We start from the raw sequence: 13,239 nt of genomic DNA, 5'->3' as shown, positions 1-13,239 counted from the left end.
AGGTGAGGTTCTAATGTAAGAACCTCACCTTTTTGTAAATTGCAATTAATTAGTCGCGATTGCCGAGAATCTGCAAAAGAGACAAGAAGAAGTTAATAAAGTCAAGATATAGATTCAAAGCGCATATAATTGAAATTCGCTTAATCATGACTGTATCGTTGCCGTATTGAGCAAACAATGCGCGTGCCACTTGCGCATCATAAGCAGTAAAACCAGCAAAGATGATCAAAGAGATTGCTGAAAGAACCATTGTGCTTGTTCCGACATTCATAAACATCATAATGACTTCAGCAACAATCAAAACAATAAGCGCGACAGTCAAGATAGGACCTAACTTAAGTAAGTCCATTTTTGTAGTCAGAGCGAACATTGTCAGTGCGAAGAAGAATCCGGCAGTAAAAGCCAGCGCTAAAATAATATTACCTAATGAATAAACTGCAAAAATTGTACTTAGCGTAAAGCCCATAAGTGCAGCATATGCGTAGAAAGCAACTCGTGCAGTAGCAGGATTCATCTTTAATGCGCGGGCGGATAAGAAGAATACAACGCCGAGCTGCACAATAATCAATCCGATAAAACCGATGCGTCCTGTAGCAACGATGAAGTTATAGAACAAACCTGTTGCATAACTTAGATATGCAACAGCGGCTGTCACAAGTAAACCAATAGTCATCTCGCCGTATGTGCGCGCAACAGAAATTTGTTGGGCGCGTTCCTGTTCGACTGTGGAAGCAACATCAACATATGGTTGCTGATACGGCATCTGGCCGGTTGGCTGAGTATCTGATGAAGAGTTGAAATTATAATCGGTCATTTGTCCTCTTTTCATAAACAATTACAATGCATTCTAGTCGCTAATGTGGTCTTCGCGCGGAGCGGAAACTAAATCGCGATGGACGTTTTGTAAAGATACGTCAATGTCATAGAGTTCACGAGCAGCATTTTGAAGAGTTTGCGCATGCTTGGCAACCCGCTCTGGATTATTCTCGCTTTTATAGCGCAAACGATGTTCCAAGCTTGCCCAATAATCCATAGAAATAGTGCGGAATTGAACTTCTACAGGAATATCTTTAGCGCCGGTTGTTAGAAATACCGGAATACTATAAATTACGTGCAAACTACGATATCCAGATTCCTTAGGATGCTTAATATAATCCTTAACCTCGAGAATACGAATATCGCTTTGACGGCTGAGCATACTCGCAATAGCATAAACATCGTCAATATAATTACACATCACTCGAATACCAGCGATATCAAAAATATTATTTTCGATACTATCGATGTCCAGCGGCAAATCGTGTGCAAGCAGCTTTCCAGCAATTGAACGGACAGATTTTAAACGGCGCTCAATATGATGAATAGGATTATGACTATACTTCGTCTGATACTCATCATCTAAAATCTCAAGTTTTGTGCTAATCTCTTGCATCGCGCCACGATAACCTTGCATTAAAGCCTCGAAATCGCGGCCAAATTTCGTAATATCCTCTATATCTTGCGGTGTCTCAAACTCAGGCAAAGACTCAGAAAGCGCAGCAATCGCCTGTGTAATATCGGCAAGACTTAACGGATTTTGTCGATCGAGTATCATTTCCCACCTCATTTATTTCCTTAATAGTTCAGTATAGAACACTCGTGGCACCAAATGAAGAAACGTTTTACGCTAATATCAGTAGTTATGAATGAAGAGATGATGACTGCTCAGGAAAGACTTGGCGACGTGGTATTAGAAAGCGTGAAGCCGCAGAATGCTCATTCTATGATGAATGAGGGTATTTTTGAGAATTCTCAAATGCATGATGCTCACGCACAGTTACCGTCTTCTCCTGTGTACTACGTGCATACGCTAGGCTGCCAGATGAATGCGCACGATTCTGAACGTATAGCAGGAGTGCTTGAGGATGAAGGCTACATCAAAGCTACTCAAGAGCAAATTGATGCTCATGATGTAGATCTCATTGTTCTAAATACATGTGCCGTTCGCGAGAATGCCACATCACGTATGTACGGAACTTTAGGCCAATACGCACAACTCAAACGGGAACGTCCACACATGCAAATTGCTGTAGGCGGTTGTATGGCGCAAAAAGATCGTAAGCGTATTACGGAAAAGGCCCCTTGGGTTGATGCGGTATTTGGCACAAAGAATATCGGTTCTTTGACCACATTGCTTAAAGAAGCACAGAAAACTCAACATTCGCAAGTAGAAGTTGCTACCGAACTAAGTCAATTCCCAAGTGAGCTACCTACCGTACGCTCATCACAAGTAAGTGCATGGGTCTCGATATCAGTGGGATGTAATAACACATGTACATTCTGCATAGTGCCAGCAGTTCGCGGAAAAGAACGTGATAGACGGCCAGGTGATGTGCTTGCAGAAATCGAATCATGCGTCTCAAGGGGAATTAAAGAAGTAACATTGCTCGGTCAAAATGTTAACTCCTATGGATATTCCACCGGGGATCGTTATGCGTTTAGTAAGTTACTTCGTGCCTGCGGGCAGATTGAAGGACTTGAGCGTGTACGCTTCACATCACCTCATCCAGCTGCTTTTACGGATGACGTGATTGATGCAATGGCACAGACGCCAAACGTTATGCCGCAATTACATATGCCACTGCAATCAGGCTCAGACAAAATTCTTCGAGCTATGCGACGAAGCTATCGTATCGAAAAATTCATGGCCATACTTGATAACGTTCGAGCGGCAATGCCACATGCGCAAATCACCACTGATATCATCGTTGGCTTCCCAGGAGAAACAGAAGAAGATTTCCAAGCAACCATGGACGCAGTGCGTCGCGCTCGCTTCACGTCAGCATTTATTTTCGAATACTCACCACGACCAGGAACTCCTGCCGCGACAATGGAACAAGTACCGTCTGAAGTTGCTCATGATCGCTTTGAACGTTTGCATGCTTTACAAGAAGAAATTTCAACGCAAATCATGGCGGAACAAAGAGGTAAGAACGTTGAAATAATGATTACTGAAGCTAAGGGGTTTAAAGATAATAAAACTCAGAGAGTCTCAGGACGTGATCAAGGCGGAAATTTAGTTCACGTAAGTGTGCCACAGGGATATGAAAAACCACGTGTTGGTGATTTTGTAACATGCACAGTAACGGATACGGCTGCTCACTATCTCATTTGCGATCCTCGTCCCGAACAAGGAGACGTATACGATGTCCGACATTAAAATGTCAGAAGACGAAGAGATGATACAGGCTATTGATAGTTCTGCCGATTATCTCACCGAACTATATGCTGATAAAGAGCGTGTAAAAACTATCTCGATTATCGGTCCGACCGCATCTGGCAAAACCGCGCTCGCTATTAACTTAGCGAAAAAACTCGAAGAGGCGACAGGACAAGCCTGTGAAATCGTTAATGCTGATGCGTATCAAATGTATAAACATATGGATATAGGTACGGCAAAAGCAAGTTCTGATGAGCAATCTCAGGTACGTCATCATTTGATAGATATTATTGAGCCAAGTGATGAGATGTCGGTAGCAAAATTTCAGGTATTAGCACGTCGCGCGATTTTCGATATTTATAGTCGAGGAGCACGTCCAATTCTCGTGGGCGGTTCAGGTTTATATGCTAGAGCCGCTATCGATGATATAACTTTCCCAGGTACGGATGAAACGATTCGAAAGAGAGTAGAAGAGCGTGCAGAACGCATTGGGCCGCATGCTTTGTTTGCAGAGCTTCAAGAGAAAGATCCGCAAGCTGCGCAACGTATGGATGAACGAAATATTAGACGAACTATCCGCGCATTGGAAGTAATAGAACTAACTGGCCGACCTTTTTCTGCGAGTCTTCCAAGATATTCATATGTTATCCCGACGGTGCAAATTGGCTTGGACTTAGATCGTGAAGTATTGGATGCAAAGATTGACAAACGCACTCAACTTATGAGGCAGCAGGGTTTCGAAAATGAGGTCAGAGCTTTACGCGGAAAGTTATCAGTCACTGCCGAACGCGCTCTTGGGTACTCTCAGATCCTTTCAGTTCTTGATGGGCAGATGACTGCGGATGAAGCCTACGCAGATATCTCGCAAAAGACTAAACGGCTTGCTCGAAAACAGATGGGATGGTTCGGCCGAGATCCGCGCGTGCATTGGCTAGATGCTACGTCAGATTCTTTAGTTGAAAATGCTATGGATGTAGTACGACGAGCTGATGCGGGTGAATTTGATGCACATGATACTCAGATTGATAGCTATATTCAACATCACCTAGGAAATGTATGAGATGATGTCCCAACGCAATAGGGACAATTGGGGCACATACGGATATAGCTAGGTAACATTTTGTGACATAAAATTGTGTATACAATCTTGAGATACATATCTCGGCACCGATTAAAGAAAATGAGATTCCGTTCTCGGCTCTGCATACAGCACCCGTGCATAACCACGTAATTAGGCAATGTGTAGCAGTGGTGTTAGAAAAGGAAATATTAACGCCGCCGTCTTTGTTTTTCGCTAATCTATATATCGTTATGGCACGACCAACTTCATCATCAAAAAGTCCGCGAGACGGTAAAACGACTCGCTCAGCATCAGCAACGGCGTCACCGCGTAAGAAAGATACGCAGCGTGATGCTCAAGAGTACCGTGAGCCAGAAGCTTGGTGGGTAAAAGCACTCTTATTCATTCCACGTGTATTTGCTCAGCTTATCCGTGATATTTTTGGCTCCAGTAGTGAAGATAGTGATTCTCGTCTTGACGCGTGGTGCTTCTTACTTATCATTATGAGTATTTTGCTGATTGCTTCCGAATGGTTCCGTGTGGATGGTGTCCTCGGGCAATTTTTGCATATGATTGCAGCTGGCATGTTTGGAATAATGAGTGTGATATTGCCAGTCGTGTTGCTCTTCGTTGCTTTTAGACTGATACGTAATTCGAATCTAGAATCCGAGAATACGCGAGTCGTATCAGGTTGGGTTCTTTTGGTATGGACTATATGCTCAATCGCTGATATATTCCGAGCATCAAGTATGAAACGTTTTGACTGGGCAACGATTCGTAGTGCCGGCGGGTTGCTAGGGCATGCTGTTGGTTCGCCTTTAGCATGGGGATTATCAACACCGTTTGCCGTGGTTATATTTGTTTTTATCGCGATTTTTGCAGTATTAATGATTACACAAATTCATATTGCTGAAATTCCGCGACTTTTGGGTCTTAATCAAGCTGGTCGTGAAAACGAAGATGCTGGAGAAGGCGTCGGACCCAATGATTCTTTGGTATTCGCTGACGGTGTTCCTGCTCATGATGGAACGGATAGCGAAGATCATCAGAGTTTGCCGTGGTGGAAGAAAATTTTCAATCGAATTCGTCATCAGGAGACAGACACATCACTTGATGAATACGAAGGCGATAATGCCTTCCAGAATGCTGTTCGAGTGCAAGACGATACCATGTCACATCGCCAGTCTACGAGTGCTACTCCTATCTATGGCAATGAGATGAGCCAGCAAACTCCTGATGTTGGTCGAACAACCGCATTGCATAATAATGTCCGAAATAATCCTTCAGATACATACGATTCACGTGCTTCTCAAGATTCCTCGGAAGATGCGACTATCGCGATGCCATTGGTTGGTGCAGAGGAAATTGCTTCAACCTCAGCTCTTTCACATCAGGGGAATGCAGATTCTTATAACGACACGTCTGAAAATGCGAGCGGTACGCACGATATAAGTGGCAAAACCGCTGACTCAGGCGATTCGCAGAATCCTGAGAATATTCAAAACGCTGATGGAGCTAATGAAAACGACGAAGATAATTCTTTAGCGGATAATGATATTGCTCAGTATCACAAGCCAAGTCTTGACGTTCTTGTTAAAGGTAAACCTCATGCTGTACGAACTGAAGCAAATGAGAGAGTTATTCAAGCACTTCGAGCGACTTTCCAAGAATTTGGCGTCGATGCGGATGTTGTTGGATTCTTGCGAGGTCCTTCAGTAACTCAGTACGAAGTTGAACTCGGCCCAGGCGTTAAGGTAGAAAAAGTTACAAATCTACAAAGGAATATCGCATACGCAGTTGCTAGCTCTGATGTACGTATTCTTTCTCCAATTCCTGGCAAGAGCGCTATCGGTATTGAAATCCCGAATATAGATCGCGAAATCGTCCATCTCGGTGATGTTTTACGATCCTCTCAAGCCATGAATGATCCTAATCCAATGACAGTTGGTCTAGGAAAAGATGTGGAAGGAAACTTCGTAACTGCAAATCTTACAGCTATGCCTCATTTGCTTGTAGCTGGTGCAACTGGTTCGGGTAAGTCTAGTTTCATTAATTCGATGCTCACGTCTATTGTTATGCGAGCTACACCTGAGCAAGTTCGTATGATTATGGTGGATCCAAAGCGTGTGGAATTAACTGCATACGCTGGTATTCCACATCTTTTAACACCGATTATTACAGACCCTAAACGCGCGGCTCAGGCATTGGAATGGGTTGTTAAGGAAATGGATGCGAGGTACGACGATCTGCAATTCTTTGGATTCCGTCATGTGAAGGATTTTAACGAAGCTGTGCGGGCTGGAAAAGTCCATGCTCCTGCTGGCTCGAACCGCAAAGTCGCTCCATATCCTTATCTGCTCGTGGTTGTCGATGAGATGGCAGATTTGATGATGGTTGCTAAGAACGATGTCGAAAGTTCTATTCAGCGCATTACGCAGCTTGCTCGTGCAGCTGGAATTCATCTTGTTCTTGCTACCCAGCGTCCATCAGTTGACGTTGTTACCGGTTTGATTAAGTCAAACGTTCCATCACGATTAGCTTTCGCTACGTCCTCTGCCACAGATTCCCGAGTTATTTTGGATTCTGTCGGTGCTGAAGCTCTTATCGGACAGGGCGATGCTTTGTTCTTGCCAATGGGCAAGCCAAAGCCTATCCGTGTCCAAGGAGCGTGGGTTTCGGAATCTGAAATTCGAGCTGCGGTTGATTTTGTAAAGACTCAGCGTAAGCCTCAATATCGTCAAGATATAGAGCAAATGGCTGCTCAGCAGGATACAAAGCAAGCAATTGATGCGGAAATTGGCGATGATATGGACGAACTGCTTCAAGCTGCAGAGTTAGTAGTCGGTGCGCAATTTGGATCAACATCAATGCTTCAGCGTAAATTACGAATTGGTTTTGCTAAAGCTGGCCGTCTGATGGACTTACTGGAATCTCGTGGAGTCGTTGGACCTTCTGAGGGGTCTAAAGCGCGAGAAGTTTTAGTCCAGCCAAGTCAGCTCAATGATGTTTTAGCTTTTATCAGGGGAGATGCTTCCAGTATTCCTAGTGCTCAAGGTGAATGTGATTCTAGCATAGCTGAGTCAGACCAAGCTGACGGCAATATGTACTAGATATGTCTGTGCCTGTAATATTAAGAAATGTAAAGGCGATAAGGACAAAGATATGACAGATAAAAAATCTTTATTTGATGGATGGAATAGCGCTCCGAATATTGTGACATATATTCGCATCATTATGATGGTTGCATTCTTGTATTTTGCAGCAAATGCGGGGTATGCGGGGACTGCAAATGTCACGTATCGATGGATTGCGGCGGTACTCTTTATCGTTGCTGCTTCTACCGATAAATTAGATGGTTACTTGGCGCGAAAATACAATCAAGTTACTGAACTAGGTAAATTGATGGATCCGATAGCAGATAAATTGCTTATTTGCGGTGCATTGATTGTTCTGTCTATTAATAATGAAGTATGGTGGATTGTTACTATCTTGTTCCTAGTGCGCGAGATTGGTATTACTGTAATGCGTTTCTTTGTCATTGATACGGGTGGGAAAGTTATTGCTGCTTCTAATACTGGAAAGTTGAAGACGCTTACTCAGTGCATCGGTATAGGAATGATTCTTTTGCCAATATGGACATTCACAGGAGGAACTACCTCTCGTGGATGGACTATTTATGCCGGAATTTCTGTCTTTATTATTCTTCTAGCGCTTTTCTTCTGCCTATACTCGGGTGGGGAATATCTCATTAATACATTTGCTAATGCGCCTACTTCGGGAGTATCTTCTTCTAAAACATCTAATTCTGTGGAAGATAAGGAATAATTCTTCTGCCGAATCTTCATGTGAAGAATCTATAGGGTGAGATGAAACATATAGTCTTCAAGAATGCTCAATAAATCTGCTTCATCCTCGGCATTCGAAAGACTGCCCAAAAAAGCTCGGTATTTGTCAGAATAAAATTGCTCGAGAATATTTATGAAAAGTGGAATCATGGATCAATTTAATGCTTCGGATGACGAACAAAGCCGAAGTTCTCTGTTAAGTAAGCAGGATGAACTTTCTCGACGCTTGCTTGAAGTATGCAGCACGATGAATAGGAAAATTTGTTGTGCCGAGTCTCTTACAGGTGGTCTTCTTGCAGATGCTTTTGTAAGAATTCCGGGAGCATCAGCGACGTATAGAGGTAGCATAAATACGTATGCGGTTGATACCAAAGCTAGCATTCTTGGGGTGGATTCGACGTGGTTAGATGCTCATGGACCGGTTAATTCTTACACGGCTGAACATATGGCAACTGGTGCACTTGAGCTCTTTGCATGTGATGGCATTGCTCTATCTACAACAGGTGTGGCGGGTCCTGGCCCTGACGGAAATATTCCAGCTGGAACTGTTTACATAGGCTGTGCTGTAACACGTGGAGAGGTTTTATCTCGTAGGTATCTTTTTACAGGAGACAGAGAATTAATTAGGTATAAGTCCGTCTGCGCAGCAATTGAGCTTGCTCTTGATATGTGCACAGAAAACTAATAAATCGATTTTAATAACGAAGTAATAGCCAATAAGATTCTCACATTGATATATAGCTCTGTAAAAGCGCATTAAGATCTTCTGATGTTTTTTTATACGACAGTAAATGTGGGCTGTATCACATTTAAAGAAATTGGGAATAAACAGAAGTTGAGTGATGTTGACTCAAGTAATTACAGAAAAGAGGCAAGATGATTTCTACAGCTGTACAAACCCATGAACAGAAGACACCAACAGTAGAAGAGATGAAGCGAGCTGCAAGCAAGCAGGCGATGATGCGTAATCTCACTCCTGCTCAGCTTCGTGCAGTTGCATTTGCACAGCAGCAGGTAATGCGTGCTCAGAAAGCTCGTGCTGAGAAGAATGAACGTGAAGCTGCACGTAATAGGATGTGGGTGAATTCCGAAATCGAGGATATACAAATTAAGACAGAGAATAAGACAAGCAGGCGTGAATCGATGGATGCCGATACCTTCTCTTTGCGTAAGGTGCAAGGTAATGTACTTCGTTCGCTCAGGACACGAGATCATAAGACCTTACGAGAGGTTAGCCAAAAAGCGGGTGTCTCTTTGGGGTATCTGTCTGAAGTAGAGCGTGGACAAAAGGAAGCAAGCTCAGAGCTCTTAGCTTCTATTACTGATGCGCTTGATGTGAAGCTTTCAGAAATGCTTATTATGGTTTCCGAACGAGTTCGAGAATATGAAGAAGCGGGAATGCGCTAAATGCAATGTAATCCAAGGCAATTACTCATAAGGATATGTCTTTTGGGATAATTGCTTGTAGCGTATAAAACATTTTAGAATATACCTCACTCTATGATAGGGGAAGTCCTATTGTGAGTGAGGTTTTCTTATGTCTATGCGAGAGCGCGAATTTTGGCAATTATTAGATGAGGTTTTTGGTCGAAGCTATGGACGTTCTCTTGCGCACGATCAAGCGCTCGATAAGTTGGATAATAAAACCGTAGAAGAAGCTTTATCTCAAGGTATTGAACCACGGGTTGTGTGGAATGTGCTGTGTGATCAGATGGATATTCCAGATCCGCAACGTTGGGGAAGTGATCATAATGCACCGCCTATGCCAGCTCAATAAGTATATTCGTACTTTTTAGAATATCGGCGCGTATTCGAACAAATGTTCGATTGTGGTGATATAGTTATTCACATTAGTAAACAACATTTTTAAAGCTTGAATACCTCAGCAGTATTGAGCTACTGTGAAGCTATTCTTCATATTTAAGGAGTAGTTATGGCAACTGCAAAGAAAGATGCAGCCACTACAAAAGATAGGCGCCAAGAGGCACTGGATACTGCTTTGGCACAGGTGGAAAAGAATTTTGGCAAAGGCTCAGCAATGCGATTGGGTGATAAGCCGATTGAAAATGTTGAAGTCATTCCTACCGGTTCATTGGCACTTGATATGGCTCTTGGAATTGGTGGATTGCCACGCGGTCGTATCGTAGAAATTTATGGACCTGAGTCTTCTGGTAAGACAACTATTGCATTACAAGCTGTGGCAAGTGCTCAGCGCAAGGGCGGAGTTGCAGCTTTTATTGATGCAGAGCATGCGTTGGATCCGGAATATGCGCGACATCTGGGCGTGGATACTGATTCACTTATCGTTTCTCAGCCAGATAATGGTGAACAAGCTCTAGAAATTGCGGATATGCTTATTCGTTCTGGTGCTCTTGACATTATCGTCATCGACTCGGTAGCTGCTTTGGTTCCAAAGGCAGAAATTGAAGGTGAAATGGGCGACAGTCATGTCGGCTTGCAAGCGCGCTTGATGAGTCAGGCATTACGCAAAATGACTGGTGCGCTCAACCAGGCAAATACAACGGCTATCTTCATTAACCAGCTTCGTGAGAAGATTGGCGTCTTCTTTGGTAATCCTGAGACAACCACAGGTGGTAAAGCGCTGAAGTTTTATGCATCAGTACGCATGGATATCAGACGCGTACAAACATTGAAAAATGGCGATGAGGCGGTTGGAAATCGTACTCGCGTTAAAGTAGTCAAGAACAAAATGGCTCCACCATTTAAGTCAGCTGAATTTGACATTCTCTATGGTGAAGGAGTGTCACGAGAAGGCTCTGTTATTGATATGGGACTTCAAGTAGGTGTAGTTAAGAAGTCTGGATCATGGTTTACCTATGATGGTGATCAACTTGGCCAAGGTCGTGAAAAGGTACGCCAATTCTTGATTGATAATCCGCAGCTTACGAAGGAAATCGAAAACCGTGTCAAAATGGAATATGGTCTTATCCCGAAACCAGTTGACGGTGAGGGACAAGAAACGCAATTAACAACAGATGATTCCGTTCAGGAAGCATAGATGAATGGTCATATCTGCTGACGATTTCTTGCGAAATCGACCTTTGCCTATTATTGACGAGACAAGTAATGATATTGGGCAAGCTCATCGACATACTAATGAGCTTGTCCATCCGACAGACGTAGAAGATACAAGCGGCGACGTAAATGTATTAAAAGAAGCAATATCATCGCCTGATAGTATACAAGGTTCACTTCGCCGTAGCGATGAGGAGAATCGCTGTCAAGAGTCTGCTTTACGTCTCTTAGATGCATCAGCGCGTTCATCTGGAGCTCTTCGCGAGAGGCTACAGACAAAAGATTTTAATGATGATGTCATAGACGTTGTTATTAATAGGCTCCTTGCACTAGGAATACTTGATGACGAGGCATACGCAAAGAGTGCTGTGCGATACTGTCTTTCTCGGCGCATGGGGGAGATTGGTACATACCAAGAGCTGAGACGTAAAGGTGTGGAGACACATATCGCACGCAAAGCTGTTGACGATGCTAGAGAAGATGGAGCTTTCATAGAATCGGCATACGCTCTTGTGGAATATGTAGCACGTCGCACCCGTGGGCTTGATAAACAGGTACGGCTAAGGCGCTTATGGTCTGCAGCTGGTCGTAAAGGACATTCGTCTGATTTGATTAAGCAAGCGCAATATGATGTTTTTACTGCCGAAGAATTTGATGAGGGCTAAGATTTTCAGAGTAAAACTTTCAGCACATGCATACACGTAGTACGCGTGCATGTGATAATCAGCTACTCAAATCGATAATAATAATATGATATGCGTGCCTAGTATCGCTAAACGGAGAAAATCATAAGTGTGATGCAGCACGATAATCTAATAGCATACGACGCTAAATATTAAAGACTAAAGATAAATAAAGTGAGACCTTATATACCCCGGGTTCTGTCCTAGCGGCTTGATAGCAGTCATATAGGCAAAAGCATATATGCGCTAGGGGTGACCATCCATCTCGACTTAATGTTGCCATTAAGCTCTAGCAGTCTACCCGAATACTTAAGCGAGCAGCTTCAATGTATTCTACTTGACCTTGCTCCCGATGAGGCTTGCCATGCGATTGATGTTACCAACAATCCGGTGGTCTCTTACACCGCCGTTTCACCCTTACTCCAAAATCCAAAGCATTATGGAGCGGTCTATTCTCTGTTGCGCTATCTCTCAGGTTACCCTGGGCGGACGTTATCCGCCATCGTGCTCTACGGAGCCCGGAAGTTCCTCAGAATTATAAAATAAAACCGCGGCCACCCAAAGGTCTCACAAACTTCAATGCTACCACGGTTTTTTCAGTAAATCCACAGCGAAATGCAATGCATTTTTCAGTTTTATGAGTTAAAATTTAAGTACGTTAGCAAGGAAGTTAACGTCTAGCGGTTCATTTTAAGGAGGTCGCCATGGAAATCGTGGTAACTGGTCGTCATACACAAATCAAGCAGAAGTTCCGTGACGTGGTAGAAAGCAAAATGAATCGAGTTACTGCTATCGCACCAGATACTCAGCGTATTCAGGTGGTTCTTTCTCATGAGGGAAATCCTCGATTGGCTGATACTGCGATGCGTGTGGAACTCACCGTTATTGCTGGAAGTACAGTGGTTCGTGCTGAAGCTTCTAGCATTGATGATTTGAGTGCATTAGATTTGGCTCTCGATAAGCTGACTTTGCGTTTGCGTCGTACACGAGATCGCCGTAAGGATCATCGTCGTGGTTATGAATCAATTCAGCCTGTAGATTTGGGAGAGGCTGAACCAGAAGTGCACGAAGAGGAAGAATATGTTCCTCAGACAGCTTCTCAAGCGGTTGCTGGTGACCTTGAGCCGGGCGAATCTGTTGAGGTTCAGGTTGGCGACTCACCAATTGTTATTCGTCGTAAGCTACATATCGCGGAGCCAATGACCATTGATGAAGCATTGTATGAAATGGAATTAATTGGTCATGATTTCTTCCTGTTCGTTAATAGTGAGACGAATCGACCATCGGTTGTATACCGTCGTCACGGTTGGAGTTATGGCGTATTCGAAATTGAGCGCGCTAAAAATCTGTAACTGATAGTCAAAAAGTGGGGATACTCTCCATGAGTATCCCCTCATTTTTGTGTTTAACGCTGAA

12 protein-coding genes and 1 other RNA gene are annotated in these 13,239 nt (G+C 43.5%); 10 read left to right on the top strand and 3 right to left on the bottom strand.

All coding sequences use genetic code 11. The features are described 5' to 3' along the window. Positions 1-49: 49 nt before the first annotated feature. Together EJ419_RS01790 and EJ419_RS01785 are read right to left on the bottom strand one after the other, a co-directional pair. On the bottom strand, positions 50-814 hold the full coding sequence (locus EJ419_RS01790; RefSeq protein ID WP_205668800.1) for a Bax inhibitor-1/YccA family protein: 765 nt from the start codon (positions 812-814) through the stop codon (positions 50-52). 33 nt (positions 815-847) lie between these two features. Further along, a complete protein-coding gene (locus EJ419_RS01785) occupies positions 848-1,594 on the bottom strand; it encodes a GTP pyrophosphokinase (protein ID WP_131283201.1) in 747 nt (248 codons plus the stop codon). A 201-nt stretch (positions 1,595-1,795) separates the two neighbouring features. Between EJ419_RS01785 and miaB the strand changes: the two genes are divergently transcribed. The 9 genes from miaB to EJ419_RS01740 all read left to right on the top strand — a co-directional run bounded on the left by miaB (position 1,796) and on the right by EJ419_RS01740 (position 11,805). Continuing rightward, positions 1,796-3,199 carry a tRNA (N6-isopentenyl adenosine(37)-C2)-methylthiotransferase MiaB gene (gene miaB / locus EJ419_RS01780; protein ID WP_240680301.1) on the top strand — a complete coding sequence of 468 codons (1,404 nt, stop codon included), beginning with the start codon at positions 1,796-1,798 and terminating at the stop codon, positions 3,197-3,199. 19 nt (positions 3,200-3,218) lie between these two features. After that, on the top strand, positions 3,219-4,259 hold the full coding sequence (gene miaA, locus EJ419_RS01775) for a tRNA (adenosine(37)-N6)-dimethylallyltransferase MiaA (RefSeq protein ID WP_131283233.1): 1,041 nt from the start codon (positions 3,219-3,221) through the stop codon (positions 4,257-4,259). Positions 4,260-4,510: 251 nt separating this feature from the next. Then, entirely contained in the window at positions 4,511-7,369 is a 2,859-nt protein-coding gene (locus EJ419_RS01770; RefSeq protein WP_131283199.1) for an FtsK/SpoIIIE family DNA translocase, read from the top strand. Positions 7,370-7,421: 52 nt separating this feature from the next. After that, positions 7,422-8,084, top strand: coding sequence for a CDP-diacylglycerol--glycerol-3-phosphate 3-phosphatidyltransferase (pgsA, locus tag EJ419_RS01765; RefSeq protein ID WP_131283198.1), 663 nt, complete (start codon positions 7,422-7,424; stop codon positions 8,082-8,084). Between the two features lie 168 nt (positions 8,085-8,252). After that, complete coding sequence (locus EJ419_RS01760; RefSeq protein ID WP_131283197.1) at positions 8,253-8,789, top strand: CinA family protein; 537 nt, start codon at positions 8,253-8,255, stop codon at positions 8,787-8,789. A gap of 191 nt (positions 8,790-8,980) precedes the next feature. Then, on the top strand, positions 8,981-9,511 hold the full coding sequence (locus EJ419_RS01755; protein ID WP_131283196.1) for a helix-turn-helix domain-containing protein: 531 nt from the start codon (positions 8,981-8,983) through the stop codon (positions 9,509-9,511). A 136-nt stretch (positions 9,512-9,647) separates the two neighbouring features. Beyond that, positions 9,648-9,881, top strand: a complete 234-nt coding sequence (locus tag EJ419_RS01750) for a DUF3046 domain-containing protein (protein WP_131283232.1) — start codon at positions 9,648-9,650, stop codon at positions 9,879-9,881. A 156-nt stretch (positions 9,882-10,037) separates the two neighbouring features. Next, positions 10,038-11,123 carry a recombinase RecA gene (gene recA / locus EJ419_RS01745; protein ID WP_131283195.1) on the top strand — a complete coding sequence of 362 codons (1,086 nt, stop codon included), beginning with the start codon at positions 10,038-10,040 and terminating at the stop codon, positions 11,121-11,123. A 4-nt stretch (positions 11,124-11,127) separates the two neighbouring features. After that, positions 11,128-11,805: a regulatory protein RecX gene (locus EJ419_RS01740; protein WP_131283194.1), complete on the top strand. Its 678-nt coding sequence runs from the start codon at positions 11,128-11,130 to the stop codon at positions 11,803-11,805. 189 nt (positions 11,806-11,994) lie between these two features. Here EJ419_RS01740 and rnpB read toward each other — a convergent pair. After that, positions 11,995-12,393: RNase P RNA component class A (gene rnpB, locus EJ419_RS01735), an RNA gene on the bottom strand. A gap of 134 nt (positions 12,394-12,527) precedes the next feature. On the opposite strand from rnpB, the gene hpf reads away from it, so the two are divergent. Beyond that, positions 12,528-13,175, top strand: a complete 648-nt coding sequence (gene hpf / locus EJ419_RS01730) for a ribosome hibernation-promoting factor, HPF/YfiA family (protein WP_131283193.1) — start codon at positions 12,528-12,530, stop codon at positions 13,173-13,175. Positions 13,176-13,239: the final 64 nt, after the last annotated feature.

The organism is Alloscardovia theropitheci, from assembly GCF_004332295.1.
GTDB lineage: Bacteria > Actinomycetota > Actinomycetes > Actinomycetales > Bifidobacteriaceae > Alloscardovia > Alloscardovia theropitheci.
Note: the sequence above shows the minus strand (reverse complement) of the source record. Positions and strands in the feature narration are given on the sequence as shown.

Bases quoted from the DNA above. Each gene is read 5' to 3' on its own strand.
- EJ419_RS01790 (WP_205668800.1), bottom strand. From the start codon at position 814: ATGACCGATTATAATTTCAACTCTTCATCAGATACTCAGCCAACCGGC.
- EJ419_RS01785 (WP_131283201.1), bottom strand. From the start codon at position 1,594: ATGATACTCGATCGACAAAATCCGTTAAGTCTTGCCGATATTACACAG.
- miaB (WP_240680301.1), top strand. From the start codon at position 1,796: ATGCATGATGCTCACGCACAGTTACCGTCTTCTCCTGTGTACTACGTG.
- miaA (WP_131283233.1), top strand. From the start codon at position 3,219: ATGATACAGGCTATTGATAGTTCTGCCGATTATCTCACCGAACTATAT.
- EJ419_RS01770 (WP_131283199.1), top strand. From the start codon at position 4,511: ATGGCACGACCAACTTCATCATCAAAAAGTCCGCGAGACGGTAAAACG.
- pgsA (WP_131283198.1), top strand. From the start codon at position 7,422: ATGACAGATAAAAAATCTTTATTTGATGGATGGAATAGCGCTCCGAAT.
- EJ419_RS01760 (WP_131283197.1), top strand. From the start codon at position 8,253: ATGGATCAATTTAATGCTTCGGATGACGAACAAAGCCGAAGTTCTCTG.
- EJ419_RS01755 (WP_131283196.1), top strand. From the start codon at position 8,981: ATGATTTCTACAGCTGTACAAACCCATGAACAGAAGACACCAACAGTA.
- EJ419_RS01750 (WP_131283232.1), top strand. From the start codon at position 9,648: ATGCGAGAGCGCGAATTTTGGCAATTATTAGATGAGGTTTTTGGTCGA.
- recA (WP_131283195.1), top strand. From the start codon at position 10,038: ATGGCAACTGCAAAGAAAGATGCAGCCACTACAAAAGATAGGCGCCAA.
- EJ419_RS01740 (WP_131283194.1), top strand. From the start codon at position 11,128: ATGGTCATATCTGCTGACGATTTCTTGCGAAATCGACCTTTGCCTATT.
- hpf (WP_131283193.1), top strand. From the start codon at position 12,528: ATGGAAATCGTGGTAACTGGTCGTCATACACAAATCAAGCAGAAGTTC.